The organism is Spirosoma lituiforme (genome assembly GCF_054776635.1).
In genome coordinates this window covers 380,192-406,980 of record NZ_BAAHBO010000006.1, presented here as the reverse complement: position 1 = coordinate 406,980, position 26,789 = coordinate 380,192, and the positions used below count along the sequence as shown (strand labels likewise).

Sequence of the window (26,789 nt, the reverse complement as noted above, 5' to 3'; positions counted from 1 at the left end):
CCCAAAGCCTCCTAAAAGTCTTGGGGTAGGCTTAGCTGAGATCGATTTACTCGATATAGCTCTTGCAATCTCAAGCGAGTAAATTGGCCTGCTCGGATGGTTTTACCCCTACTCAACTTAGGCTATCCATGCGTTCAATCACACTAGGTTTATTCGCTTGTCTGTTAGCCGGTATTCTGCCAATGGCGTGTGTTGATCGCATTGAGAAAACTCTTGTTCAACGGGTTAACGTTATTGTGGTCGAAAGTCTCATTACCAACCTGGATGAACCCCAGTTCGTATATTTAAATCGGTCGAAGTCCGATTCACTGACGGGTCGGTTTGGTACCTTACCCTTGTCCAAAGTTACGGTTCAAGTCGTAGTGGATTCAAGTCGGGTCTTTACCTTTCAAGAAACCCAGTCTGGTCGCTATCAGGCTCCTAATAGCTTCAAGGGTGAGGTGGGACATACCTATCAGCTTCGCCTTAATCTGCCTGACGGCACTCACTACCAATCCTCAATTGAAGTGATGGCCAGCGTACCATCGATTGATCGTGTCTACGCCAGGTTCAACCCAACCAGTTTACCTGCTCAATCAATCAATGGCTCAACTAATTTGTATCGAGGTGCCCACGAGGTATTTATCGACTGGCAGGATCCGGTTAATGAGCACAACTACTACCGCTTCGACTGGAAATTATTCGAAAGGCAAGATTGGTGTCATACCTGCGTGCAGGGCTTCTATTTAAAATACAATCCGTATGATGATAAAGATTCTCAGCCATACGAGAAATGTTTTGATTCGAATCCATTTACAACTTCTACCTTAGGTAGCTATTATGTGAATGATTACCAATGTCGTACTCAATGCTGGGAGATCATACCGAGTGTGAGCATTGATGTATTCGATGATCGCTTAAGTAATGGCGGTACTATTAAAGGACGCCGGGTGGCACAGATCCCCTTTTATGATTCTAATGGGGCACTAGTCGAGATTCGCCAAGAATCATTGAGCCAGAAGGCCTATTCGTTCTTCAATTTATTTGCTCAGCAAACCCAAAATACGGGTGGTTTAGCCGATACGCCCCCATCTGCCCTTGTTGGCAACGTTCATAATGTGGCTAACTGGAGTGAGCCTGTTGTGGGTTATTTTACAATTTCGGCTGTTTCGAGGACTCGTTACTGGTTGGATCGAAAGGATGCCAGTGGACCCTCACCTGGTTTATTTCAAGCGCTTAACGGCCGTTTACCGAGTGCTGAGGGCGAGGTAGATCCAAATACGAACTTGTCAAAGCCAGTCTACAATGCCCCTGGTCTGTTGAATAGCAGCCGGGTGCCAACAGCCGTTTGTGTTCCTAGTGATAGCCGGACTCCGGGTAAACCTGAAGGCTGGCAAGATTAATTTAGTCGGCTAATCAATTCTCTGGTAATCCAGAGGCCTTTTTTAGGCATACTTTACTCATAGTTAACCAGCTCAATCTACAGATATTCCATTAACATAATAATTGCCTTTTCTTTCCCCTTTCCAGCGTACAATCCGGCCTGTTTTCCTTGCTTATATAGGGTGATTGATCTAGGAATAGTTCATTAACATAAGATTACTTATACCAATTGGCTTGGAAAAATACAACTAGTAAGTAAACAGGAGCAACCCACTTTATCAAGTAACTCACGTTTATTTATTCTCGAAAAAGGATCCATTTGTAATACATCTCCTGAAGGCCATTGATGGCGTATAGCCTATACTATATCGTGTCATACAGTAAATTGTATTACACTTGGACATCGTATGATTTTGTGACTAATCAGCAGACGTTGCCGTTGCGCTTGCAGTAAAGCCTACCACTAACTTTTTGTGGTCAATTAGCCCGTTGACTGGGTTTTGACGAGTGACGGTTGGCTTCTAGTCCCACCTCCAGTCTATATTAACTTAAAAGGCCGGTCTGGGGCCGTTCACTTGAATGGTTGATTCAGATTGGATCAGGGGCGCCAATTTAACAATTGTCTAACGCTGTTCGTAGCATATGATATCTGTGCTAAGATTTTTGACTACTTTGGACGCATGCACTAGTCGTACCATACCGTTTGACTTGTTCAGTTTGGCCACACTGCTTGCAGGCAACATCTTCTAACACCGTTCACAAACGTACCTTGTTCGACGCAGTTAGGCTACTACCAATTATTCCTTTACTGTGGAATAAACATATATGAATTGAGAGGGCTTTAATTAGTCCTTTTTCATGCCCGTAAATGAGTAGCGCAACTTTTGTTGTGCTTAGCGCTGTACCTAATAAGAAAAAAGCACTTATCAGAAGTGATAAGTGCTTTTTTCAGTCGTGGGAGTTGACGGGTTCGAACCGCCGACCCTCTGCTTGTAAGGCAGATGCTCTGAACCAGCTGAGCTAAACTCCCTTTTTCCTGTTTTCCCCTCTTCGATTGTCGTCGTTTGGGAGTGCAAATATAAGAGCCTAAATCGCCTTTATGCAAGTCTGAGGCTAAAAAAAACTCAACTTTTTTTTAATTCGCTGATTGACAAGGCCCTTGTGCTATTCGAAATTTAGATACAGCGTCACCGAGTGGGTAGTGAGTCGGTTAATGCCCACGCCCGCTACGTTGTTTGTCGGTTGATAGAGGTTAACCAGGCCGTGCGAGAAGCGTAGCTCGGGCGCAAATTTGAAATATTCGAAAAATTGCTCGAAGCCAATACCATATTCCACCGAAAAATCCATCGTGCCCGTACTGAGCTTGTTGACGCCCTGGGTTTCTTTCTTGCGCACGTTGCTTTCAATACTGAACGCTCCCCCCGCCAGCAAATACATCCGGTTGTTGTTGCGTCGTTCCGATTTGTACTTGACCAGAAGCGGCAGGTCGATCCAGGTCGATTCGCGAACTTCAGTTCGGGAAGTGCCACCCGGATAATCGTATTGCACCTCGCGGCTGAGCAGCGAAACGGAAGGGGTGAGCCGTAAATCGAAATGCTTGCTTAAAAACGTGTTGACTACAAAGCCAACTCGAAACGCCGGTTTGTTGGGCGAATAAATGCGGGAGGCCGAGTCGGCCGTTAAAAACGCCGGACTGTACGTAACGCTGAAGCGGGTAACGGGAACGGCAAAGAAGAATCCATAATGGATCGTCTTGTCATCGTAGCGTTCCAGGTGCTTACGAACGTACTTGTAGCTGGATTGCGCCTGGGTGCTGGCCGATATAAGACTCAGAAGCGACACCGCCAGGGCAAGCCCTACCCGCCATCGGGCAATACCATTTTTCATAGGCTGGCCTACGATGATTTGGTCCAGCTTTCGCTGGGCCGGACTAATTAAGCCAGCTTGTGGCCGATGTAAATTGACGCAACGCCGAAGGTGAGCGGTATCCATTTGGTATTTTTGAATCCGGCCTTCTCATAAATGCGAAGAAAGTCAGGACCGTCGGGGAAAGCCTGCACCGATTCGGGCAGGTACGTATAGGCCGACGAGTCTTTGCTTACTACGCGCCCAATGAGCGGCAGAATGGCACGGGAATAAAAGCCGTATAACTGTTTAAACGGGAACTGGCGCGGATTCGAGAACTCCAGAACCACGCACACACCACCGGGGCGCGTAACGCGGTGCATATCGGTCAGCCCTTTCAGCAGGTTCTCGAAATTGCGCACACCAAATGCAACGATGACAGCGTCGAAATCATTGTCCGGCAGCGGTAATCCTTCCGAATCACCCGACCGCATTTCGATGATCTGATCGACGCCACGCTTTTTCATTTTATCGCGCCCAACGGCCAGCATCCCTTCCGAGATGTCCATGCCGACAATCTTCTCCGGTTTCAGGACCAGGGCTTCCAGAGCAAAATCGCCGGTGCCGGTGGCTATGTCGAGGATACGCCTGGGCAATTGGGTCGCAGCTTTCTTTAACTCACGAATGGCTCGTTTGCGCCACAGAATATCAATTCCACCACTCAGGACATGGTTTAGCAGATCGTATTTCGGCGAAATACTGTCGAACATTTCAGCGACCTGTTCCCGCTTGGACGTGTCTTTATCTTTGTAAGGTACGACGGACATTGGTAAAGAGCGAAAGAGTGAAAGAGCGAGAGAGTAGTCAAACTTGCGCCAGCTTTTCGCTCTTTCGCTTATTCACTCTTTCGCTCTTTAATTACCGCAAAGGTAATTCGATAACGGCACGTTTCAGCCAAAAGTTTGACATTGCCAGCCTGAATGTGTAGTTTCGAAAGAATGACTTTTTTCGGTAACAACCTGATTTTCTATGCTCCCTCTTTTCCTCTCCGCCGTACTTGCGTTCAGCTCGGTTACGGCTCATCCGCCCGGCGACGACGATAAACTCACCAAAAAGGCCCGTAAAATTCATCAGCATGTGTTAACCCTCGATACGCACGCCGATGCGCCCATTATGATGCAGAAGCCGGGTTTCGATGTGGGCGTCTCGCACGACACCAAACGCGATGGGTCTCAGATCGACTTTCCCCGTATGAAAAAGGGCAGCATGGACGCCATGTTTTTTGCCGTGTACACGTCGCAGGGGCCACGCACCGACGAAGGCCACGCCGAGGCCAAACGCAACGCGCTGAATCAATTTGACCTGATTCATCAGGCCCTGAAAAAGTACCCCGATCAGGCTGAACTGGCCACTACACCCGCCGATGCTTATCGGATAAAGAAAGCGGGTAAACGGGCCGTATTCGTCGGCATGGAAAACGGCTATCCGGTTGGCAAGGATTTGTCTATGCTGAAGACGTACTATGATCTGGGTTGCCGATACATGACGCTGACGCACTTTGCCAACAACCTCATCGGCGATTCGTCTACCGATCCCGACGGCCCGATCTACGGTGGCCTGAGTGATTTTGGTAAACAGGTGGTACCCGAAATGAACCGGCTGGGTATCCTGATCGACGTGTCGCACGTGGCTGACAGTACCTTTTACGATGCACTGGCCTTGTCGAAAGCACCCGTTATTGCGTCGCACTCCAACTGCCGTGCTATCTGCGATTTTCCGCGTAACATGACCGACGACATGATCAGAGCCATTGCTGCTAAAGGGGGTGTGGTACAGGTCAATTTTGTGAGTGATTACTTAAAGAAGCCATCGGATGCAAACCGGGCCGCTAAGACCAAAGTGCGGATGGCCCGGGTTGGCAAGGTGGTAACGCCCGAGATGGAAGCCCGGTTAACGGCCATGAGCGATTCCGTTTCCAAGGTGTACGCGTCGGAGCGGGCCAGCCTGTCGGATATTGTCGATCACATTGACCACATCGTTAAACTCGTTGGCATCGATCACGTGGGTATCGGCTCTGATTTCGACGGGGGCGGGGGCGTAAACGGGCTCGAAGATGTCAGCGAAATCGAAAACCTGACGGTTGAACTGGTACGCCGAAACTATTCCGAAGCCGACATCGCTAAAATCTGGGGGGGTAATTTACTCCGGGTACTGGGTCAGGCAAAGGTAGGGCAGTAACGGTATTCGGTTTACGGTCTACGGTTGGCTGACGCGCGATCGTGGCTTTCGCAGGCACTTGGACGCTTCAGCCAACCGTAGACCGTAAATTACAAACCAGCAACCGTAAACCACAAACTGTAAACTACCCCCATGTCTCCCGAAGCTGTTTTTAGTCTGGCGAGCACGATCGTATTGCCGCAGTGGTTGCTCATGATTGTGGCACCACGCTGGTTTATGACGCAATGGCTCATGAAGTCATACCTGATTCCGGTGTGTCTGGCCATTATCTATGGGCTGTATTTGTTCAGCGGTGGGCCCGTCGACGTTGGGGCTTTTGGCACGTTGGCGGGTGTAAAACAACTGTTCGCCAGGGGGGGCGATGGCGTTATGCTGGCCGGTTGGGTACATTACCTCGCGTTTGATCTGGTGGTGGGTACCGTTTTGGTACGTGACTCACAGGAGAAAGCCATTCCGCACTGGCTAGTTGTGCTGCCCCTGTTTTTCTGCTTCATGCTGGGTCCGGTAGGGTTGTTGCTGTATTGGCTAATTCGGGTTGTGCGTACCCGAACCTTTAAATAGAAAGTTTAATGAGCGATTTTCTGTCAACACTCAAGAGCCGAAGCGTTGTCTTGTACGCTTGTGGTGTAGTTTGTCTTGTCGGTTTTTTTGTCTGTGTTGGGTTGACCCTCCTTACGACCCGGCAGGTACTGGGTATCAATGCCTTCATAAAACCTGCCAAGTTTTTTGTGTCGATCTGGCTATTCGCCTGGACAATGGGCTGGTATGTCGGGTTACTTCGGCAACAGCGGGCCGCCCGGATTTACGCCTGGGTGGTCACCCTGGGTATGACCATCGAAATGGTTATTATTCTCTGGCAGGCAGGTCAGGGGCAACTATCCCATTTCAATATATCTTCTCCCGTTAATGGTCTGTTATTTTCGATCATGGGTGTTACCATTACCGTTGTGGCACTGTGGAGTGGCTATATTGGCTATCTGTTCCTGGTGCAGCGACCCGCTGGCGTATCGGCATCCTACCTTTGGGGTATCCGGCTGGGTATTCTGGTGTTTGTTCTTTTTTCGTTTCAGGGATTCATGATGGCAGGTCGACTAGCCCATACGGTAGGGGCGCCCGACGGCGGACCGGGCTTGCCGATACTGAACTGGAGTACCCGATATGGCGATCTGCGCATTGCTCACTTTTTCGGCATGCACGCCCTGCAACTGATCCCCTTATTTGGCTATTACATTGCCCGTCGGCCGCGTCAGGTGATGCTGGTATCGGCCATCTACGTTATTTTGCTCGCGGGTTTATTGATGCAGGCATTGGCCGGGAAACCGTTGCTGGCTAATCTGGGGCAGTTATGGTAAATATCGAAGATAGGTTGCTTTAAAGGGATAGAGACGGGCATTTGGTTTGTCTCAACGTTAAAACGTCTCTCTTTCTTTCCCGATGAATCGCACTGATTTCCTGAAAACGTCTGCGCTTGCCGGAGCCGCCCTCATTACCGACCCTTTTGAGGTTCGGGCGTTCATTACGCGTAAAGCCCCTCAGAAATACCGGACGGCCGTTGTCGGTGCGGGCTGGTGGGGTGGTAATATTCTGCGTTGCGCCGTGCAGGCGGGTGAATCGAAGATTGTCGCGCTTTGTGATGTCGATACGCGCCAGCTGAAAAAGACCAGCGAAGAACTCAGCAAACTAACCGCAGATCAGCCGAAGTTATACCGGGACTACCGCGAGATGATCGCGACCGAAAAGCCCGATATTGTTATCGTCGCCACGCCCGATCACTGGCACCCACTCGTCGCCATTGAAGCCATGAAAGCCGGGGCGCACGTATACGTGGAGAAACCCATCAGCCACACCATCAATGAAGGCAAAGCGATGGTGAAAACGGCCCGGCAAACAGGCCGTATCTGCCAGGTAGGAATGCACCGGCGGGTGTCGCCCCACAACGTATCGGGCCGGGAGTTTCTGCAGTCGGGTAAAGCCGGTCAGATTGGTATGGCGCGGGCGTTTGTGTATTACCCCGGCGGTGCTGGTCAGCCAACGCCTGATGCCGATGCGCCGAAAGAAATGGACTGGAACATGTGGTGTGGTCCGGCTCCGTTGCGGGCTTACAACCCGGTTATGCACCCGCGGGGATGGCGTAATTTTCTGGACTATGCCAACGGAACCCTCGGCGACTGGGGTATTCACTGGCTCGACCAGATACTCTGGTGTACGGAAGAAAAGCATCCGCGCAAGGTCTATTCGACGGGCGGGCGAGCCATCAAAAAAGACAGTACCGACGCACCCGATCACCAGGTGGCTACCTACGAGTTCGAGAACTTCACGGCCATCTGGGAGCAGCGGAATTTTGCCGGGAATAACGCCGAAAAAACGCACCCACAGCAGGCAGTAGGGGTATACTTCTACGGTACCGAAGGCACGTTTCACATGGGCTGGCTCGATGGCTGGACATTTTATCCGTCGGACCCGAAGAAGCCGGTTATTCATCAGGATGCTCAACTCGACAAACCCGACGATCAGAACATTGCGCTGCTCTGGGCCAACTTCCTTACAAGCATTAAAACCAATAAGCTGCCCGTCTGCGACATTGAGATTGGTTATCGCTCCACCAACATGGCCCTGCTGGGTATGCTGTCCATGAAACTAGGTCGGAGTGTAGCCTGGAACGGAACCGATATTCCGAACGATCCGGAAGCGAATAAGCTACTGAGCCGTGCCTACCGGGGCGAGTGGCAGTACCCGGTCTAGTACAAAGAAGCCCCCGTATCGAATTGGTATGGGGGCTTCTTTCTGTTTGGCGAAGGAGTTTACTGATACTGATTCAGGGCCGTTTGAAGAAAGGTTTTTAGCTGGCAAATCAATGAAGGAGGAGCCATCCGATAAATGGGGTGATGGTATGTCCCAACAGAGACGATACTAAACCCAAAAGCTTCTTATATAGCCCTACAGATAATCGGTAGGCTGCTTGCCAAACCGTTGCTGATACATCTGGGCAAAATGGCTCACCTGCCGGAAGCCAACCCGGTGCGCCACTTGCTTCACAGAGGATACCTGACGGGTTTCCAGCAGCAAACGAGCCTGACGAAACCGGGCTTCGGTCAGGTATTGCGTCGGGGTCAGGCCCGTCAGGCGTTTAATGGTCCGGTAGAATGTCCGTCGGCTCATAGCCAGTTCGTCGGCCAGGTGATCGACGGTCAGGTTGTAATTATCCAGTTGGGCCATGGTCAATCCTTCCAGCCGTTCCAGCCAGCGGTTGTCTTCATCCGAGATGGCCGGGGCGGTTACCGGAGTTACTTCGTCTTCGCTGCCGTCGGCAAATTCGGGTGACAAGGGTGTCGTTCGTTCGCGCTGGTTACGCAGCAGCGTAGTAATACGAGCAAGCAACTCGTCCTCATCGAAGGGTTTCAGCAAATAATCATCCACGCCGATACGCAAGGCCCGCAGTTTGTCGGCCAGTTCGGCGCGGGCGGTGAGCATAATGACGGGAATTCGCCGGTGCGTATCGTGCGCTTTCAGGGATTCCAGCAATTGAAACCCATTCATCACAGGCATCATGATGTCGGAAATAATCAACGCAGGAGGGGGCGCCATGCTGGCCAGTACGTCGAGGGCCACCTGACCATTCTCCGCCGATTTTACCGTCATGGACGGCGATAAAATCAGGGTCAGATACAACCGCAGATCAGGATTATCCTCAACGATCAGTACGGTGTCGGCCAGCGGCTCCTGACGTATTGGTTTGATTCCATCCGACAAAGAAAACGGATCAGTCAGAGCGGTAGGTTCGGGTTCAACCGAAAGTAGGGTATCAATGTCATTTACAACGCGGCTTTCGGGCGCCGGAATAATCAGGGTGAACGTACTTCCCTCGCCCCACTGGCTATCAGCCCAGATACGTCCCTGCATTAGTCGCACGAGTTCCTGACAAAGGGCCAGGCCAATGCCCGTGCCGCCCTCAATAGGGGCGTCGGCCTGTTTGGTCTGGAAATACCGTTCGAAAATATGCGGCAGATCGTCGGGCCGTATCCCCCGCCCCGTGTCCGATATGGATACCCGGAGCTGGGGCGCACTGTACTGCACCGTGGCGTTTACGGTGCCCCCGGCCGGCGTAAACTTGAGCGCATTGGCCAGCAGGTTGGTCAGTACCTGCCAGAGCTTACGTTCATCGATCTCCAGGATTAGATCATCCGCAACCTGGATGTTGCTGGTTAATCCGATGCCTTTCTGCTGCGCCTGGGAGTCGAATGTAGCCATAAGCCTGCTGATCAGCGATGGCAGCAGAACGGGCTGTGGGTATAACGCCATCTTTCCGGCTTCCAGCTTCGTAAAATCGAGTAGTTCATTCACCAGAACCAGCAGGTGCCGGGTATTTCGCTGGGCCGTCTGCACAAGACGCTCATCAGGGCCGGTCAACTGTCGGTTAGCCAGCAGGCTGCTCAATGGTCCCAGTATCAGCGATAGCGGTGTCCGAAGTTCGTGCGATACGTTGGCAAAGAACCGGGTTTTGGCCTGATCGAGCTGGCGTAGTTCATCGGCCTGCCGCTCCCGTACCATCCGCTCGCGCCGGTCGTGTTCCTGCTTTGTTCGAAACCGGACGAAGCCAACTAACGCCGACCCCACCACCAAGGCGTACAGCCCGTACGCCCAGCCACTCGCCCACAATGGTGGCTGAATACCGATCGTTAATTCTTTGATGTGCGGACTCCAGCGGCCCGCGGCATTGGCGGCATTGACCCGCAACGTATACTGACCCGGCGGCAGTTTCGTGTAATTGGCTGTTGACTGAGTACCAACCGTCCATTCCTTATCATAGCCTACCAATTGATACCGATACGTGATCCGGTCGGGCTGGTGTGTATGCAGGGCCGCAAAACCGAACGTCAGGTAATTTTGATCGAACAACAAATCAAGATCAGCCAGCTTATTGACTGGCGCGGGCAATGGAGAATGAATGCCGTACTGATTGACGGATTTATTATTGATTTTTAACTCCGTCAGCGCAACAATGGGCTGCGAGGTATCGCTTTTGATCAGCGCCGGGTCAAACGCAATCCAGCCTTTGATACCACCAAACGCGAGCCGGCCGTCGGGTAATCTTACGTGATGAAACCGGTTGAATTCATCGCCGGGCAATCCATCGGCCGTGTTAAGGTTCAGCATCGTATGCCGGATAGGATGAAACCGACACAGTCCTTTGTTGGTGCTGAGCCACAGATGGCCCTGCCGGTCGGGCACTACCGAGTAGACCGTATTGTTGGGTAATCCCTGCGCCGTTGTGAACCGTTGATAGCGAAGCGTTCTTTTGTTGAAACAGATCAATCCCTGATAAGTACCGATCCAGACCAGGTGCGGTCGGGTCGGGTCACGCTCCAGATCGAGAAGTGACTGAACCGGCTGGTTATCCGTTAATGAACCGAACCGGATAGCCTGGTATCGTTGTCTGGCCAGGTCGAATCGGAGTAACCCTTTACTAACCGTTGTTACCCACAGGCTGGTCGAATCGGCCAGCAGATCGTTTGCCTGTATGGGTGTTTTAACCAGAAAATCACTACGCAGAAGTGCCTGCCACCTGGCCAACTGGCTATTGTACGTATAAGGCATTCCTTTTTCCGTAACAATCCAAACCTGACCGTTGGGCGCAATGGACAACCCTCGCAATCCCCCCTGAAACGACGCCTTTACCCGGCTGGGCACAGTAGGCAGCATGGTAAATTTTTTCTGCTGAACGGCGTAATAACCAACCTGTTCGCCAAGGGCCAGCCACAGCTTTCCCTGTTCATCGTACGCCGACCGAATATAATACGAACCTTGCGACCGGGCTACCTCATTGGTAAATGGCCAGCGAAATAAGGTAGCCAGTGACAGGTTCAGTTCTGTTTGCAGCACATCCTGACAGAATGATTGCTGGTATGTATAGGCCCGCAACGGCACAGCGGCCAGATCGAGCCGTAGCAAACCCAGCGTGTTACCACCTAGCCAGAGCACACCGGCCTGGTCGAAACACATGCCCGTACACCATAAACCGGTCGACAGGTTATCGGTCGAAGGGGTGTACCGCCAGACAGGGATCAATCCCTGCTGATCGGTGTATTTATAGACGGTGCCGTCCGCTTCTATATACTCTGAACCATCCGTATGTTGGGCCAGATGGTATATGTCAGAATGTAAGCTGATATTGGCCTCTTGAAACCGTATGGTGCGACGGTCTGGGTTGAAAAAAAACAGGTATCGCTGATCTCCGAAAAGGATCTCGCCATTTCTGCGCAGCAACGTGCCCAACCGCTCAATAATGGTGGCATTGTACCCCGATTGATGGGCTAACGGAAACGGGAAAGAGGTGTTTTCGAAGCGATTAGCCGCGGGGTTGAACAGACTGATGCCCGATCGGCTGATAAACCAGAATCGGTGATGGTTGTCTTCGGCAATGGCCTTGATCGTGTCGGAAAGCAACCCGTGGGTAGCCTGGCGGTAGCGCAGTAATTTGTTCCGGCGAAAATCGCAGCAGAATACGCCTTCGCCCCGCAGAACACCCCATAAATTTCCCTGCTGATCGACCTTTAGCGGACTGCCTGACTTGAGGGGCAATGTTCGTATCTGTTCAAACGCGGACTGGCGGGTCAGGTGCCAGCAGCGACCAGTCTGGGTATTAAGTTGATCAATGTCGCCGGTTTCGTACTGCACCCAGAGTTGGTGATGGCCCCCCTTCCACAGTTTACTGACTACGTTGTCTATCGGTGACGTCGGATCATCAGTATGGTGTTGAAACGGAATAAAATGAGTACCATCATAGCGAGCCAGTCCATCGCGGGTACCGACCCAGATAAAGCCATCGTCGTCGGTAGCCACATCCGACACGAACGACTGGGGTAAGCCCTGCTCGATGCTGAGAAACTGCAAAGGTGGCCAGCCCACGGTTTGTTTTACTGACTGCCCGTTGAGGTTGATCGACCCGACCAGCACGAGTAACGGGATCAGCCAGAAAGAGGGGTAAAAAGAAACGTTGAGCATTCGTATTGGACCTTACCGGTGAGCCATTAGTCCAGTAATACCATATAGCTTGTAAAACAGTTTGTAAAATAAACAACAGTACCGATACGATACACAAAGCGGAGACGCTTTTCTAAACAATTTATACTTAATAGTCAGGCATGTTAACAGGATGCACGCTCGAATTAACCCTGGCTCATTCGGCCCTGGTGCCCCTTTTTTCGGTCTGCCCTTGTAGAGGACAGTACTGGTAATGCTAGACGTAATAGGCCTGTATTTGGTGCAGATCGTCTTTTTTGGCACGTTGGTGACGCTTTTTGGCACACTGGTGACGCCTTTTGGCGGTCAATTTGAGGGCTAAAACATCCTGTCTATTTAAGTTACTCATGAACGTCTACCAGGGGCCTGTCGGTTGCCTTATTCTGATGCTGCTTCTGCTGAATTCACCAGTCATGGCGCAGCAACGGCAGATTGATAGCCTTAAGGCTGTACTCACCCTGAAGCTACCCGATACGATCCGCGCCCAGACCTATTATGATGTTGCGAACCTGTTCTACAAGCAAAACCATCCCGATTCGGCTCTCCATTATTTGAAGCCAATGCGCCAGATCTGCCTGCGCGTCAACTACTGGACGGGCCTGGGAGATTTCAATCGGCTTAACGGCATCATTCGCATGCACCAGGGTCAGTTCGAAGATGCCCTGACGTTTTACCAGGCCGCTCTGACGGCGTATACCAAAGCTGGCAAAAATAAGGACGTTGCCAAGGTTTACAATAATCTGGGGCTGCTCTACAAGATGATGGGAGATAGTCAGGGGGTGCTGGCCTACACCCGGCAAGGGCTTGCGTATGTACAACAAGCGATTGCCCTCAACGAACGCATGGGCACGACTCAATCACTGCGGGATAACTACGTCAACCTGGGCATCATCTACGAAGATCTGGGTAATCTGGAGCAGGGGCGGGCCTGCTTCTACAAAGCTCTGGCACCCATCAACCAGATGGAAGTACTGCCCGATGTTGCCCGTACTATTTATAACAATCTCGGTAAAAATTACAACGAAGCGGGCCAGTATCAGAAGGCCGTTTATTACCTCGAAAAATCGCTGGCCATCAATGAGCCACTGAAGAAATACAGTAGCCTGATCCACAACTACCGGAATCTGGCGACGGCCTACGATGGGTTGGGCCAATCGACGAAGGCCGTTCAGTATGCCGAAAAAGCGCGGGTGCTGACCAGGCGGGTGAACGATGCCCCATTGATCAGTTCGGTGTACAGTATGCTGGCTAAAACATACGCGGGAGCTGGTCAGTACGACAAAGCCTATGCGGCCATGGTACAGCACAAGCGCATGGACGATTCGCTGGTGACACTGGCCAAGACGCGCACCATCAGCCAATTGGAGGGCCGTTATGCCGTGCAGCAGGCCAACGCGCTTGCCACGATTAAAGCCAATCTGGAACTGGCCAAAACGCAGGCTGTAGCCCAGGTAGAAGCACAGAAGGCGAAAGAGATTGCGCTGATTCAATCGGAGGAGGAACGCCGGGAGGCTCAGATCAAAGCAGCCGCCGACATCGAAAAAGCGCGGGCGATGGCGGAGTTACGGGCAAAATACGATACTCGCAAAAAGGTGCAGCAGATTGCCGAACTCAATCAGCGTAACCAACAGCGCGCCCGGCAGATCCAGTACATGACGGGTGGCCTGGGGCTGCTGCTGGTTTTGCTGGGTAGCCTGGTGGGGCAGTATTACGTTATCCGCCGATCGAACCGTCGCCTGTCTGTCCAGAATGGCATTATCGCGGCCAACAGCGAACAACTGGTCAACCAGTCCAATCAGCTTCGGGTATTGATGAAAGAACTGCATCACCGTGTGAAAAACAACCTGGCCATCGTATCCAGTTTGCTTAAATTGCAGATGAATCGGCTCGATGACGAGAAAGCCATTCAGGCCGTGCGGGTTAGTCAGCAGCGGGTCGAAGCCATGTCACTGATTCACCAGCGGCTTTACCAGACCGATCAGCTGACGACGATCAACATGGCCGAATACCTCACTGATCTGGCGAATGGGCTGATGCGGGCCTACGGGTACCATCCCGATACGTTTGACCTGCAACTCAACGTCGACCTGCCCGAGTTGGACGTAGATGTGGCGATTCCCCTGGGGCTAATTGTCAATGAGTTGGCCACAAACGCGTTCAAGTACGCGTACACCACGGTTGCCAGGCCCCTGCTCCGTATTAATCTCCACCAGACGGGCAACGAAGAGCGAGCGGGCATGACGCTGGAGGTGCAGGATAATGGCCCCGGAATCGACAGCCTCGACGGACAACGGCCGAACCAGCAAAGCTCATTCGGCAGACGACTCATCCTGTCGCTCAGCGAACAACTGGAGGGAGAAGGCCAATGGGTAAAGCAAAACGGCACCCTCTTCCGGCTCTCCATTCAAAACGCCCGCCTGGCTGCCTAATCTAACAACAAATTTCACCTTTCAGAATAACCCGTAGACAATGAACACCACCGAACGAATGCGCATTTTAGTCATTGAAGATGAACCCATTATCGCCATGGACCTGTCGGATAGTCTGGAAGCCGAAGGCTATTATGTCGTCGGCATTGCGAACAACGGTCAGAAAGCGCTCCTCCTGTTCCAGAGCCAGCCTGTGGATCTGATCCTGTGCGATATTACGATCAAAGGCGAATGGGATGGTATCGAAACGGTTCGGCAGCTGACCTCCGAGCGCTCCGTACCTGTTATCTACCTGACCGCCCTAACCGACCGGGACACCCTGGAGCGGGCTAAACAAACCTACCCGGCGGCTTATCTTAATAAACCCTGTCAACTCCCCAGCCTGCGTACGGCCATCGAACTAGCCATTCACAACGCCACGGTACGAATGACCCCGCCCCCCGCTGATCGGGACAGTAGCGGTCGCGAAGCCCTGCTTCAGATCAATAATTACCTGTATATCCGGCAGAACTATCAGTTCGTCCGTATTGACATGAATGACCTGCTTTACCTGGAAGCCGACAATTCCTACACGAAGCTGGTTACCTCGGGTCGCAAATACATCGTTCGGCTGACGTTGAGCAATATTCTGGAACGGATCAGCCAGCCCAGTCTGGTACGCGTCCATCGTTCCTACGCCATCAATATCAATTCGGTCGACTCATTTAACGATGTAGAAGCGAGTATCGGCTCCCAGTTAATTCCATTGAGCCGGAGCTGCAAAGACGAGTTCATGCGCCACTTTTTGTACCGCTAATTCATTCCCTCCCGAATCCCCGCTATTCACGGGCCACAGGTCGTTATTCACTGCCTATCTCCAGCATCAGGGTCTGGATACGAGTACTTTTGATTCATCAACGAAACCACTTGTATCCAGACTCTAATGCATCTGTTCTCCGTCACGCCAGCCAGTAATGCCCAACGTTGGCCCGTCTGCTCTGTCATCAGAAAAATCGATTAATCAGAAAGTTAACTTACTGAAAATTAGGTAGTTGATGTCGATACGCGTTGTCGACTACAAGTATTGGTATGCCTAACAACACAGCTCATTAACGAACGAAACACTATGAATCAACTCATTCTAACTGCGTTCACCATGCTGGTAGCTACCACCGTTTTTGCGCAAAACAGCGTCAGCATCACCCAAAACGGCGGAGGAAACAACTCGGCATCCGTCACCCAGTCGGGTGAGGGCAACAGCGTCAGCATTAGCCAGACCGGCGGTGCGACCACGGATAGCAGTAAGCCCGGCAACCGGGTGAGCCTGCGGGTGCCCAAGGGCACTGAAACGACGATCAGCCAGCACAATGTCGGCCCTAATTCGGTCGAGATTTCGCAGGAAGGTCAGGCTACGGCGACAATCAATCAGTCGTCGGAAACGGGTGAAAACACCATCCACACGCTCCCTGTCGTACCTGAAAATCGCATCAAAACACGTCCGTCAAAACGACGTAATCGTCAGTAAACCCAAACGTTTATCTTAATTTAATAAACAAATCCATGAAAAAAGTACTCCTTACCGGCACAGCCCTGATGGCTTTTGTAGCCGCCAGTTTCGCCCAGAGTAACACCACCACGCTTCAGCAGAACGGTAACAGCCAATCGGCGATGCAGGAACAGAATGGTAATTACCTGCAATCGACTATTACCCAAGATAAGGGAGCGTCAACGAACTTCGGCAGCTTCGGAGCCACGCGCCAGGAATCGGTCGGTGCGAATGGCAATCAGGCCACAGTTGAACAGAAAAACGCATCGAACTCAAACCGGGGTTACGTTACGCAACTCACGGGAACGGGTAATGTCGGCACCATTACCCAGAATAACAACAGTGGTGCGCTGGCATCGGGTGCCATTGCGGTTACGGTTGGAACCTCGGCGGCTGCCGTAAAAGCAGCCCAAGGTAACTGGGCTGGCATCATGCAAGTGGGTAACGACAATAAAACGACGTCGATCAACCAGAGTGACATCAGCTATTCAAACTTTGGCGAAATAAATCAGTATGGTTCCACCAATGGAAAGACGCTGATCGATCAGTCGAACCGGTCGAGTGGTAACACCGCCAAAATTGACCAAGGAACAGCCAGTGCCGGGGTTACAGCCAGCAAAGCAACAATTCTGCAACAATCCAACAGCCGCGACAACCAGGCGTTTGTTACGCAGATAGCCAGCAATAATACCGCTACCGTTACGCAAAACGAAAGTTCGATAAGCAACGTGGCTAACGTCAGCCAAAGCGGTACCTACGGCATAGCGACGGTAAATCAGGGGCAAGATGCGAACTTTAACAAAGCCACCATCCTGCAGGATACCAAAGGCTTCTACGGCGGCAAGTATAACACGGCCACCATTAATCAGACAAACCTGAGCGGCCAGAACGCAGCGACTATTGAGCAGCACGGCATCTATGAAGTAGCAACAATCAACCAGGGCTACAGTGCTGTTGGCAATGAAGCCACGATTCAGCAGCAAGGGTATGCATCCAGAGCTTCGATCAGCCAGTACAACGTTTCTAACAGTAAGGCAACGATCAAACAGGATTTGGTAACGCAGAGCGGGGGAATTGATGTCGCTGAAATTCAGCAGGGTAGCTCATCCATGGCGGCTTCCGACAGAAACGTGGCGACCATTACACAGGACTACAGCTACAATACGGCCAAACTCCGTCAGTATGGTAACGGCAATACGGCTACGCTTACCCAGCAGATCGGCGATAAAAACGTCATCAAAGGTCTTGGTACCGATGCCGACGGTCAATATGCACTGCAACAGGGTAACAACAACACGTTGACCGTTACCCAGAATTCGGGCACCTCTAACTACGTACCGAACGTAGCCAACGTCAGCCAGATCGGTAATGGCAACATGGCTACGATCATGCAAACGGGTCATAACTAATCCATAGCTGTAATCAATTGAACCTTGGTCGGTGGGTTTCCTGCCGATCACGGTTATTCTGCTGACTTGTGCCGATGTTCCTGCGAATTCTGATCCTGATTCTCTGCGTAGCCAATAGTACCTGGGCGCAATCTGTAACCACTGTAGCCACTAGCTCGCCGGAGGTGTTCTGGCAGTTAACGACGGGTACGGCCAACGCACCCGCATCGCCCGCCAACGAGGTACTGCTGCAACAGGCCGGCATGGGAAATCAGGCCACCATAGCGATACTGGGACAACAGAATCAGATCCAATTGACGCAAACCGCCAACGCTAACGCGGCAACCGTGCAAGTGACGGGACAAGGTAACCAACTCCAACTTAATCAAAATGGGGGTGGTAACCGGCTGGCAGTCGGGCTCGACGGCACGAACAACCAGCTCCAGGTCAGTCAGAACGGGGGCGACGTGGTGAGCCTGCTGGGTCTGTCGGGAAGCAACGGCCGTATCGATCTGATTCAGCGCAACGGCAACAATACGATCATCGCCGATGGCCTGACCGTTCCCGGCGTAGCGACGCCCGGCACCTCAACGGGTATGGGCGTAGCAAACCTGAAGATTGAGCAGTCGGGTGGCGCGACCATCCGGATTCAAAATGGCCCGACCATCGGACATTAACAAGTGCCTATGCGACTTCTTTTTTACGTATTATTAAGTTGGGAATTGCTGACGACTGTATCGGCCTATGCGCAGGACCCCGATCTGGAAGGGGTACTCGACAAAGAAACGATGAACGAAGCCGTTGTTTCTGAAGAAGGCACCGAGACGCTTCTCCTCGATAACACCCGCTCTAAAATCGGCCGGGATTTCTACGAAGCCTTTTTCCGGCAGTATGCAGAACTACCCAAAGGTCCCGGTCTACCCGCGCCGACGGATTCGACCCGCAAGGTTGAACCCAATCTGGAGCTTGACCTGAACGCTTTTCTGGTTACCGTCGATGAGCTGCCTACGTTCGGCAGTGGCACCAGCATTATTTCCATCACGCTCAACGATCAGCTTATCTGGCAGAACTACGTACAGATCCGGCAGGACGTACTGGAAGCTTACGCCCTCGATGCGGCTCAACTCATTAACCAATACGTCATCAACTACAAAGAAGTGCAGCAGTCGCTGGAAAACGAGGACCAGCGCGGTTCGGGCATTTTCTGAGCAGTGCACACATATCCGGCTCTCATCATCCCTATGAAACCATTTACACTTCTCACGATAGCCTTCGTATTAATGAACGTTGCCGCCCGCAGCCAGGGCTTCGTGTATCATCCCAACAATCCCAATTTTGGCGGAAACACCTTCAACTATTCGTGGATGCTTAGTTCGGCGCAGGCGCAGGACCGCACGACCGATCCGGCGGCCAAACGAAACACGACGACTGGTAACCAGACCAGCACGCTCGACAGCTACGCCCAAAGTCTGCAAAATCAGCTTCTTGGCCGAATTACCAGCAGCCTGGTCAGCAAACAGTTTGGCGAAGGCACGTTGAAACCCGGCACCTACACCTTCGGCGACTACCAGGTCGAAATCAGCAATGGTACAAACGGCGTTGTAGTCCGCATCGTCGATGGAAAAGGGGGCGAAACCTCGATTACCGTACCCTATTATTAGCCTTACCCCACCGCATCAACACGAAACCTGAATGACTACCTATTACCTGCCCCGCCTACTGGTATCAACCGCCCTCGTGAGCCTGTTGAGCGGCTGTACCGCATTTTTCTATCAACCCACGGGTCCGCGCCGGGCGCGGGTGGGCGAAGAAACGCCGACCACAACATCCTTGCGGCAGTTGCCCCCCGCGAAGGAAAAAATTGTGGCGGCTGTGTATAAATTTCGCGACCTGACGGGGCAATACAAGCAAATTGAAACGGGCTCGACTTTCTCCACTGCCGTCACCCAGGGCACGACCAACATTTTGCTCAAAGCCCTCGAAGAAAGTAACTGGTTTGTGCCCATCGAGCGCGAAAACGTCAGCAACCTGCTCAACGAACGTAAAATCGTGCGCTCCAGCGTCGCCCAGTTCAAGGAGGGCGAAAACCTGCCCCCGCTGCTGTTTGCCGGTATCATTCTGGAAGGCGGAGTCGTCTCCTACGATGCTAACATCATCACCGGTGGCGGGGGGCTGCAATACTTCAGCGCGGGCGGTTCAACCCAATACCGGCAAGACCGCGTAACGGTTTACCTGCGGGCCGTAGCGACCAAGACCGGCAAGATTCTCAAGACCATTTATACCTCCAAGACCATCCTGTCGCAGACGGTAAGCGCCAGTTTGTTTCGGTACGTGACGTTCAAACGGCTGCTGGAAACCGAAACGGGGCTGACCACCACCGAGCCGGGGCAAATGGCCGTGACGGAAGCTATCGAAAAGGCAGTCGAAGGGTTGATTATCGAAGGGGTACGCGACGGTTTGTGGGCAGCTGAAGACAAACAGGCCGGGCCAATGAAAAAAGTACTTGACGCTTACCAGACGGAGAAGACCCGCATGAGCGAAACCGACGTGTACGGCATTCGCCCCGAAATCGACGCGCCCCTCATCACGCTGCAACCCTACGCCGGGGTTATGCGCTACTACGGCGACTACGCCCGGCACACCATCAAGGGTGCCTACGGGGCTTCGCTGGCCGTTAATTTTTCGTCAAAATTTGGGATACAGGTCGATGGAGGAACGGGTATACTGGCGAGCGAAGGCGCTTTCTCGACCCGCATCGCATCACTGGAAGGTAACCTGGTTTTTACCCCTACCCCTTTTCAGCGCTGGAGTTCGCTGCTGTTCATTGGCGGGGGAATGGTGTCTCGCGCGGGAACGACGCCGTTCAACTCGCAGGGCGATCGCTACGCACAGGCGCAGGGGGGCGTGGGTGTTCAGTATTCATCGGGCGGGCTGATCGGCTTTCGCTCGACGATCTCGTATAATCAGCCGTTTACCGATGCGCTGGATGGGATCGTAGCCGGCGCCCGCAACGATTACTACCTCCGGGGTACGCTGGGAATCACCCTGCACATCGGCAGTATTTTTCGCCCCAGGCCAGCACCGATTACTCCTCGAAAATAAGTTCATACCCACCTCATCGGCAACCCTTTTTGCGTTGTCTACCGTCCATGAAAGCCTTTTCCAACGTTTTAATTCTCCTCATTGGCCTTACGGGCCTGCTCAGTTGTAATGAAGATACGTTTATTGACCCTGTCCAGCTGACTACGGTGCGGGGTCGCGTGTTGTACAGCGTTAATCAACAGCCCATCCGCAACGCGACGGTCAAGCTGACGCCTGGCAACCGGGTCGTAGCAACCGACTCGGCCGGACTGTTCCGGTTCGATAGCGTTATTGTGGGCAGCTATACCGTTCAGGCGTCAAAAACGGGCTACGGCACTGAAGTGGCTACCGTAGCCGCGGCCGCCGGTACGTCGCCAGTTGTAACGATCCTGCTGACCGATGACAAAACGCAGAACCGCCCCCCCACAACGCCCACGCTGGTAGCCCCGGCCCAGAACAGCACTACCCAATCGACGACGCTTACCCTGAAGTGGACGGCTACCGACCCTAACCGCGACTCGCTGACGTATACGGTACTGCTATACCGATCGGGGGCAGCTACACCAACGGCATCCTACACGGGTCTCGTGGCCGATTCGCTGGTTATAAGCGGGTTAGACTATAATACAACGTACCTCTGGCAGGTCATTGCAGCCGATGGCATCAACACCGTGAACGGGCCGATCTGGTCCTTCCAGACGGGATTGTATCCCGACTACAGCTACGTCTTTGTCCGGCGGATGAACGGCCAGTTTCAAATTTTCGGCGCTACCGCCGACGGAGCCGTCAACCAACTTACCCGGAGCGGCAGCAACTGGCGACCCATCGTCAGTCCGAACCGGCAGAAAATCGCCTTTATTTCCAACACCGACACCGAGCTACAACTCTACCTGATGAATCTGGATGGCAGCAACCGACAGCAGGTAACAACGGTCCCCATTGCGGGCTTATCGGCGGCTGACCTGTCGTTCTGCTGGTCGCCGGATGGCACGCAACTGTTGTATCCCAGCAATGATCGGCTCTATGCCGTACGTACCGACGGGACGGGCTTACGGGTAGTTTCCCGAACCCGAACGGGGCGCGTCTGGGCCGGTTGCGACTGGACTCCGCAGGGAAATCTCATTGCCGCCCGCACAACCGGTACGGATTTGTACGACAATGAACTGGCCGTTTTCTCATCTGATGGCAGTGCCAATCGGGTTGTTTATACCCGGCGTGATGCCCGCGTGGGTAACCCAGTCTTTTCGGTGAATGGACGCCAACTTCTCTTCTCGGCCGACTCAACAAATTTTCAGAATGAGCAGGGTCGCCAGCTCGATGCCCGGCTCTATCTGCTCGACCTGAGTTCGACGGCGGTCACTGATTTATCGCGCGCCCAATCCAGTACTGGTGGATCGACTCAATCCAACAAAATTGCCGGTACCAACGATCTGGAACCCCGTTTTTCACCCACCGGCGGAAACATTATTTTCACCAATACTGACAACACGGGACTCAATCAGCGGACGGTATACATTGCCGATACCGACGGACGCAACCGAAAGGTGTTGCTGCAACAGGCGGAGATGCCCTACTGGCGATAGGTTATCAGTCTTGTGCGAACCATCAACCTTTTTTGATACCGACAAAAAAAGCCGCTTAACATCTCTATTAAGCGGCTTTTTTGTTAAGTGGGCCAGCCTGGACTCGAACCAGGGACTTACTGATTATGAGTCAGGCACTCTAACCAACTGAGTTACAAGCCCATTGTTGCTCGATTGCTCGATGTCAACGGGCAAATTTACGAAATTTTTCACAGGATTACAGGATTCGATGGATTTTCCGTCGACAATCCGGCGAATCCTGCAATCCTGTCCGGTATCTTTGCTGAATGTCAGCGCCTAACAAGAAGAAAATTCTTAATGATCCCGTGTACGGGTTTATTACCATCCCGACCGAACTACTTTTCGATCTGGTCGAGCATCCCTACTTCCAGCGACTTCGGCGTATCAAACAGTTAGGTCTATCAGAGTACGTTTATCCGGGCGCTCTGCACACGCGCTTTCACCACGCGCTGGGCGCTATGCATCTGATGGGTCAGGCCATGAGTACGCTGCAAAGCAAAGGTCATTCTATTAATGATGACGAGTGCGAAGCGGCTCAGATTGCTATTCTGCTGCATGATATTGGCCACGGACCGTTTTCGCATGTGCTGGAGTGCTGCCTGCTGAATGGCGTTTCGCATGAGCACATTTCATTGCTACTCATGCATGAACTGAATCGGCAGTTCAATGGTGCTCTGTCGATGGCTATCCGCATGTTCGAGGGAACCTACGAGCGAACGTTTTTCCATCAGCTCATTTCCAGTCAGTTGGATATGGACCGGATGGATTACCTCAACCGCGATGGTTATTATACCGGTGTAGCGGAAGGGGCTATTGGGGCTGAACGAATCATAAAAATGCTTGACCTAGTTGACGATCAGTTAGTTGTTGAAGCGAAAGGGATTCTGAGCGTCGAAAATTTCCTGAATGCGCGCCGGCTAATGTACTGGCAGGTGTATCTGCACAAAACGTCCATCTGCGCGGAGTCGATGCTTATTCAGGTGCTGCGCCGAGCTCGGTTTTTACTTCACCAGCCAGGTGCCGAAACTGTTTTTGCCTCGGCGGCCTTCCGGTTGTTTTTGCAGGACAGTGTTACGGCGGCTGATTTTCAGACGAACCGAATCTACCTGGATGCTTTTACCCGGCTGGATGATTTTGACGTCTGGGCCTGCATTAAAGAGTGGGCGCTGCATGCTGATTTTGTCTTGTCAACGCTTTGCCAGATGTTGCTCGATCGCAAGCTTTTCAAGATCATGTTATCGACTGAACCCTTTGCCGGGGAACTGCTCAACGAGCTTGACAATCAGTTGTATCGAGCCGGTTTACCCGAAGATATGCTCTCCTATTTTCTGGTCGAAGGACAGGCTACCAACGCTGCTTACCTGCCCTCGGAGGATCGTATCCGCATAAAGCTGAAGAGTGGTAAGGTGATTGATATTGCTGATGCGTCGGATTTGTCGAATATTCAGGTGCTGACAACGATTGTACGCCGGTACTATGTCTGTTGGGCCAAAGACCTGAAGAGTATCCAGCAGTCGGTCAATTAATAAGTGATTAAGTGACGGCGTATACTTACCTGTGCCCCCGAATAAGTCACTACTTTCCGAACATTTCCGGGTGGTTCTATCCAAAAAATGCAATTTGTTAGCTACCTTAGCGGCCCAATCGAACGCAAAAATCGGTTGTTTTGCGACGGTTGTCACACACATATGAAGTTTACAGTCAAGCAGATTGCTACACTGCTGGGTGGCGAAGTGACCGGAGATGATTCATTGGGAATCACCGGATTAGCCAAAATAGAAGAAGGTAAGCCAGGCGATATTTCGTTTCTGTCGAACCTCAAGTATGAGTCGTTTCTGTATACTACTCAGGCATCAGCGGTTATTGTCGATCAATCTTTTCAGCCCAAAAAGCCGGTTTCGCCTGCCCTGATTTTTGTAGAAAATTCCTACTCCGCTTTTACTCAACTGCTGGAAGAGTATTACAAACTACTGAGTTTCTCCCGACTTGGAATAGAACAACCCTCTTATGTTGGTGACGGAACGAAAGTCGGGGAGCAGATCTATCGGGGAGCTTTCTCGTACATTGGAACGAATTGTACCATCGGTGAGAATGTTAAAATCTATCCGCACGCTTACGTCGGCAACAACGTCAGCATCGGCAATAATACGATAATTCATCCGGGTGCCCGTATTCTCGATAATTGTGTCATTGGTCAGCATTGCGTTGTTCATCCCAACGCGGTGATCGGCAGCGAAGGATTCGGTTTCGCTCCGCAATCGGATGGAACGTATAAAACCATTCCTCAACTGGGTAACGTTATTCTGGAAGACTTTGTGAACGTTGGCTCCGGCACAACCATCGACTGTGCCACCATGGGATCAACGGTTATTCGACGGGGGGCCAAACTCGACAACCTAATTCAGATTGGACATAATGTCGACATTGGTGAAAACACCGTAATTGCGGCACAGACGGGTATTTCGGGATCAACCAAACTAGGCAAAAACTGTGTTATTGCCGGACAGGTTGGTTTTGCGGGTCACCTTAGTATTGCCGGAGGTACCAAAGTTGGTGCACAGTCAGGCGTGGGTAAAAACGTAACCGAAGAAGGAACATCGCTTAATAGCTCGCCTGCTTTTGGTCTGAAAGAGAGTATGCGTTCACTGGCCGTTTTTCGGAAGCTGCCAGCGCTGGAACAAAGGGTATCGAATCTGGAAAAGAAAAAAGAAAACTAGTATACGGTTTATGGTTTACGGTTTACGGTTGGCTGACCGCATGTATAACTTCGCCGGTCCGCCGGTGCGGTCTGCCTACCGAAACCACAAACCGTAGACCGTAAACCGTAAACGAATGAATACCAAACAACAGACGATTCAGAAAGCCGTATCGGTATCGGGAGTGGGCCTGCATACAGGCGTCTCGGCAACGATGACATTTTTGCCCGCGCCGACGAATCATGGCTATAAATTCCAGCGTATCGACCTGCCGGGGCAACCCATTGTGGATGCCGATGTGGATAATGTTGTGGATCTCTCGCGGGGAACGACCATTGAGCAAAGTGGCGCGCGGATTCATACCGTCGAACATACCCTGGCGGCTCTGGTCGGCTTACAACTGGATAACATTCTGATTCAACTGGACGGACCCGAGCCACCGATCATGGATGGTTCTTCTATTCAGTTCATCAACGTCCTGCGCGACGCAGGTATTGAAGAGCAGAATGCTACCCGGAATTATTTCGAGGTGAGCGAGTATGTACACTACCGCAACGCCGAAAAGGATATTGAACTGGCGGCTCTACCTCTGGACGACTACCGGTTAACGGTCATGGTTGATTACAACTCGCGGGTAATCAGTAGTCAACATGCTTACCTGAACGACATCAGCCAGTTTCCGGAGCAAATTGCCAATTGCCGAACGTTTGTCTTTTTGCACGAACTGGAGGCTTTATACAAACAGAACCTCATCAAAGGCGGAGATCTGACGAATGCCATCGTCATTGTGGATCGCGATGTGAAAGATGGCGAACTGGACTACCTGGCTGATCTGCTGCACAAACCAAAAGTGAGTGTAAACAAGCAGGAAGGTATCCTGAATAACCTCGAACTGCACTATCCTAACGAGATGGCGCGCCACAAACTGCTCGACATGGTGGGCGATCTGGCTCTGATTGGCCGACCCATCAAGGCGCAGATACTGGCGGCCCGTCCGGGACATGCGGCCAACGTTGCGTTTGCGAAGAAGATCAAGAAACTGATTCAGAAAAACGCGGTTAACCAGGTTCCCAAATACGATCCGACGCAACCGCCCGTGCTGGACATTAACCGCATTTCGCAGTTGCTGCCTCACCGCTATCCGTTTCAAATGATCGACAAGATCATTGCTCTGGACGAAAACAGCGTAGTGGGTATCAAAAACGTGACCATGAACGAACCGTATTTCCCCGGTCACTTTCCCGGAAATCCGGTAATGCCAGGCGTTATGCAGCTCGAAGCGATGGCGCAAACGGGTGGTATTCTGGTACTGAGTACCGTGCCCGATCCCGAAAATTACTGGCCATTTCTGGTTGGTATCGAAAATTGTCGTTTCCGGCGCAACGTTTTACCCGGCGATACCGTAATTTTTCGTTGTGAGTTTACATCACCCATGAAGCGGGGCATCGTGAAAATGCAGGGCCGTGGGTATGTTAGCAACCAACTGGTGTGCGAAGCGGACATGATCGCCAGTCTGGTTAAGAAAAAATAATGAGCCGGATGGCCGGAGTCCAATGATGAAGGATGGATGATACACAATAGTCTTGCCGATTGCCAGACTG

Annotated in this window: 20 protein-coding genes and 2 tRNA genes; 17 read left to right on the top strand and 5 right to left on the bottom strand. The window is 52.1% G+C overall.

Annotated features, from left to right (window positions below; genetic code table 11):
• Window positions 1-128: 128 nt before the first annotated feature.
• On the top strand, window positions 129-1,382 hold the full coding sequence (locus ACYU87_RS20855) for a DUF4249 domain-containing protein (RefSeq protein ID WP_461136031.1): 1,254 nt from the start codon (window positions 129-131) through the stop codon (window positions 1,380-1,382).
• Window positions 1,383-2,317: 935 nt separating this feature from the next.
• Here ACYU87_RS20855 and ACYU87_RS20850 read toward each other — a convergent pair.
• The 3 genes from ACYU87_RS20850 to ubiE form a co-directional block, all read right to left on the bottom strand.
• Window positions 2,318-2,392, bottom strand: a tRNA-Val gene (locus ACYU87_RS20850).
• Between the two features lie 134 nt (window positions 2,393-2,526).
• Complete coding sequence (gene porT, locus ACYU87_RS20845) at window positions 2,527-3,249, bottom strand: type IX secretion/gliding motility protein PorT/SprT (protein ID WP_461136030.1); 723 nt, start codon at window positions 3,247-3,249, stop codon at window positions 2,527-2,529.
• Between the two features lie 47 nt (window positions 3,250-3,296).
• The gene (gene ubiE, locus ACYU87_RS20840) at window positions 3,297-4,034 is read right to left on the bottom strand and encodes a bifunctional demethylmenaquinone methyltransferase/2-methoxy-6-polyprenyl-1,4-benzoquinol methylase UbiE (RefSeq protein WP_461136029.1); all 738 of its coding nucleotides are present in this window, start codon (window positions 4,032-4,034) and stop codon (window positions 3,297-3,299) included.
• A 202-nt stretch (window positions 4,035-4,236) separates the two neighbouring features.
• On the opposite strand from ubiE, the gene ACYU87_RS20835 reads away from it, so the two are divergent.
• The 4 genes from ACYU87_RS20835 (at window position 4,237) to ACYU87_RS20820 (ending at window position 8,187) form a co-directional block, all read left to right on the top strand.
• Window positions 4,237-5,445 carry a dipeptidase gene (locus tag ACYU87_RS20835; RefSeq protein WP_461136028.1) on the top strand — a complete coding sequence of 403 codons (1,209 nt, stop codon included), beginning with the start codon at window positions 4,237-4,239 and terminating at the stop codon, window positions 5,443-5,445.
• Between the two features lie 132 nt (window positions 5,446-5,577).
• On the top strand, window positions 5,578-6,006 hold the full coding sequence (locus ACYU87_RS20830) for an ABA4-like family protein (protein WP_461136027.1): 429 nt from the start codon (window positions 5,578-5,580) through the stop codon (window positions 6,004-6,006).
• A gap of 8 nt (window positions 6,007-6,014) precedes the next feature.
• Window positions 6,015-6,797: a hypothetical protein gene (locus tag ACYU87_RS20825; protein ID WP_461136026.1), complete on the top strand. Its 783-nt coding sequence runs from the start codon at window positions 6,015-6,017 to the stop codon at window positions 6,795-6,797.
• Between the two features lie 82 nt (window positions 6,798-6,879).
• Window positions 6,880-8,187 (top strand): Gfo/Idh/MocA family protein, encoded by a 1,308-nt coding sequence (locus ACYU87_RS20820; protein ID WP_461136025.1) that lies wholly within the window; start codon window positions 6,880-6,882, stop codon window positions 8,185-8,187.
• Window positions 8,188-8,382: 195 nt separating this feature from the next.
• On the opposite strand, the gene ACYU87_RS20815 is transcribed toward ACYU87_RS20820, so the two are convergent.
• Complete coding sequence (locus ACYU87_RS20815; RefSeq protein ID WP_461136024.1) at window positions 8,383-12,447, bottom strand: hybrid sensor histidine kinase/response regulator transcription factor; 4,065 nt, start codon at window positions 12,445-12,447, stop codon at window positions 8,383-8,385.
• A gap of 365 nt (window positions 12,448-12,812) precedes the next feature.
• Here ACYU87_RS20815 and ACYU87_RS20810 point away from each other — a divergent pair, with 365 nt between their 5' ends.
• The 9 genes from ACYU87_RS20810 (at window position 12,813) to ACYU87_RS20770 (ending at window position 22,471) form a co-directional block, all read left to right on the top strand.
• Window positions 12,813-14,894, top strand: a complete 2,082-nt coding sequence (locus tag ACYU87_RS20810) for a tetratricopeptide repeat-containing sensor histidine kinase (protein WP_461136023.1) — start codon at window positions 12,813-12,815, stop codon at window positions 14,892-14,894.
• Between the two features lie 40 nt (window positions 14,895-14,934).
• Window positions 14,935-15,690 (top strand): response regulator, encoded by a 756-nt coding sequence (locus tag ACYU87_RS20805; RefSeq protein ID WP_164043999.1) that lies wholly within the window; start codon window positions 14,935-14,937, stop codon window positions 15,688-15,690.
• Window positions 15,691-15,999: 309 nt separating this feature from the next.
• On the top strand, window positions 16,000-16,398 hold the full coding sequence (locus ACYU87_RS20800; RefSeq protein WP_461136022.1) for a curlin repeat-containing protein: 399 nt from the start codon (window positions 16,000-16,002) through the stop codon (window positions 16,396-16,398).
• 35 nt (window positions 16,399-16,433) lie between these two features.
• Window positions 16,434-17,828: a hypothetical protein gene (locus ACYU87_RS20795; protein WP_461136021.1), complete on the top strand. Its 1,395-nt coding sequence runs from the start codon at window positions 16,434-16,436 to the stop codon at window positions 17,826-17,828.
• 74 nt (window positions 17,829-17,902) lie between these two features.
• Complete coding sequence (locus tag ACYU87_RS20790; RefSeq protein ID WP_461136020.1) at window positions 17,903-18,484, top strand: hypothetical protein; 582 nt, start codon at window positions 17,903-17,905, stop codon at window positions 18,482-18,484.
• A 9-nt stretch (window positions 18,485-18,493) separates the two neighbouring features.
• Window positions 18,494-19,015 (top strand): CsgE family curli-type amyloid fiber assembly protein, encoded by a 522-nt coding sequence (locus ACYU87_RS20785; RefSeq protein ID WP_461136019.1) that lies wholly within the window; start codon window positions 18,494-18,496, stop codon window positions 19,013-19,015.
• A gap of 33 nt (window positions 19,016-19,048) precedes the next feature.
• Entirely contained in the window at window positions 19,049-19,468 is a 420-nt protein-coding gene (locus ACYU87_RS20780; protein ID WP_461136018.1) for a curli production assembly/transport component CsgF, read from the top strand.
• Between the two features lie 31 nt (window positions 19,469-19,499).
• Window positions 19,500-20,909 carry a CsgG/HfaB family protein gene (locus ACYU87_RS20775; protein ID WP_461136017.1) on the top strand — a complete coding sequence of 470 codons (1,410 nt, stop codon included), beginning with the start codon at window positions 19,500-19,502 and terminating at the stop codon, window positions 20,907-20,909.
• A gap of 47 nt (window positions 20,910-20,956) precedes the next feature.
• Window positions 20,957-22,471 (top strand): carboxypeptidase regulatory-like domain-containing protein, encoded by a 1,515-nt coding sequence (locus ACYU87_RS20770; protein WP_461136016.1) that lies wholly within the window; start codon window positions 20,957-20,959, stop codon window positions 22,469-22,471.
• Window positions 22,472-22,559: 88 nt separating this feature from the next.
• On the opposite strand, the gene ACYU87_RS20765 is transcribed toward ACYU87_RS20770, so the two are convergent.
• Window positions 22,560-22,633, bottom strand: a tRNA-Ile gene (locus tag ACYU87_RS20765).
• Between the two features lie 125 nt (window positions 22,634-22,758).
• Between ACYU87_RS20765 and ACYU87_RS20760 the strand changes: the two genes are divergently transcribed.
• The 3 genes from ACYU87_RS20760 to ACYU87_RS20750 all read left to right on the top strand — a co-directional run bounded on the left by ACYU87_RS20760 (window position 22,759) and on the right by ACYU87_RS20750 (window position 26,719).
• Window positions 22,759-24,018, top strand: a complete 1,260-nt coding sequence (locus ACYU87_RS20760) for an HD domain-containing protein (RefSeq protein WP_461136015.1) — start codon at window positions 22,759-22,761, stop codon at window positions 24,016-24,018.
• Window positions 24,019-24,180: 162 nt separating this feature from the next.
• On the top strand, window positions 24,181-25,209 hold the full coding sequence (gene lpxD, locus ACYU87_RS20755) for a UDP-3-O-(3-hydroxymyristoyl)glucosamine N-acyltransferase (protein WP_461136014.1): 1,029 nt from the start codon (window positions 24,181-24,183) through the stop codon (window positions 25,207-25,209).
• 115 nt (window positions 25,210-25,324) lie between these two features.
• Entirely contained in the window at window positions 25,325-26,719 is a 1,395-nt protein-coding gene (locus ACYU87_RS20750; protein WP_461136013.1) for a bifunctional UDP-3-O-[3-hydroxymyristoyl] N-acetylglucosamine deacetylase/3-hydroxyacyl-ACP dehydratase, read from the top strand.
• Window positions 26,720-26,789: the final 70 nt, after the last annotated feature.

Excerpts from the sequence above, each read along its gene's own strand:
- ACYU87_RS20815 (WP_461136024.1), bottom strand. The coding sequence starts at position 12,447 with ATGCTCAACGTTTCTTTTTACCCCTCTTTCTGGCTGATCCCGTTACTC.
- lpxD (WP_461136014.1), top strand. The coding sequence starts at position 24,181 with ATGAAGTTTACAGTCAAGCAGATTGCTACACTGCTGGGTGGCGAAGTG.
- ACYU87_RS20820 (WP_461136025.1), top strand. The coding sequence starts at position 6,880 with ATGAATCGCACTGATTTCCTGAAAACGTCTGCGCTTGCCGGAGCCGCC.
- ACYU87_RS20855 (WP_461136031.1), top strand. The coding sequence starts at position 129 with ATGCGTTCAATCACACTAGGTTTATTCGCTTGTCTGTTAGCCGGTATT.
- ACYU87_RS20775 (WP_461136017.1), top strand. The coding sequence starts at position 19,500 with ATGACTACCTATTACCTGCCCCGCCTACTGGTATCAACCGCCCTCGTG.
- ACYU87_RS20795 (WP_461136021.1), top strand. The coding sequence starts at position 16,434 with ATGAAAAAAGTACTCCTTACCGGCACAGCCCTGATGGCTTTTGTAGCC.
- ACYU87_RS20800 (WP_461136022.1), top strand. The coding sequence starts at position 16,000 with ATGAATCAACTCATTCTAACTGCGTTCACCATGCTGGTAGCTACCACC.
- ACYU87_RS20825 (WP_461136026.1), top strand. The coding sequence starts at position 6,015 with ATGAGCGATTTTCTGTCAACACTCAAGAGCCGAAGCGTTGTCTTGTAC.
- ACYU87_RS20830 (WP_461136027.1), top strand. The coding sequence starts at position 5,578 with ATGTCTCCCGAAGCTGTTTTTAGTCTGGCGAGCACGATCGTATTGCCG.
- ACYU87_RS20760 (WP_461136015.1), top strand. The coding sequence starts at position 22,759 with ATGTCAGCGCCTAACAAGAAGAAAATTCTTAATGATCCCGTGTACGGG.
- ACYU87_RS20750 (WP_461136013.1), top strand. The coding sequence starts at position 25,325 with ATGAATACCAAACAACAGACGATTCAGAAAGCCGTATCGGTATCGGGA.
- ACYU87_RS20785 (WP_461136019.1), top strand. The coding sequence starts at position 18,494 with ATGCGACTTCTTTTTTACGTATTATTAAGTTGGGAATTGCTGACGACT.
- ACYU87_RS20770 (WP_461136016.1), top strand. The coding sequence starts at position 20,957 with ATGAAAGCCTTTTCCAACGTTTTAATTCTCCTCATTGGCCTTACGGGC.
- ACYU87_RS20805 (WP_164043999.1), top strand. The coding sequence starts at position 14,935 with ATGAACACCACCGAACGAATGCGCATTTTAGTCATTGAAGATGAACCC.
- ACYU87_RS20790 (WP_461136020.1), top strand. The coding sequence starts at position 17,903 with ATGTTCCTGCGAATTCTGATCCTGATTCTCTGCGTAGCCAATAGTACC.
- ACYU87_RS20780 (WP_461136018.1), top strand. The coding sequence starts at position 19,049 with ATGAAACCATTTACACTTCTCACGATAGCCTTCGTATTAATGAACGTT.
- ubiE (WP_461136029.1), bottom strand. The coding sequence starts at position 4,034 with ATGTCCGTCGTACCTTACAAAGATAAAGACACGTCCAAGCGGGAACAG.
- ACYU87_RS20835 (WP_461136028.1), top strand. The coding sequence starts at position 4,237 with ATGCTCCCTCTTTTCCTCTCCGCCGTACTTGCGTTCAGCTCGGTTACG.
- porT (WP_461136030.1), bottom strand. The coding sequence starts at position 3,249 with ATGAAAAATGGTATTGCCCGATGGCGGGTAGGGCTTGCCCTGGCGGTG.
- ACYU87_RS20810 (WP_461136023.1), top strand. The coding sequence starts at position 12,813 with ATGAACGTCTACCAGGGGCCTGTCGGTTGCCTTATTCTGATGCTGCTT.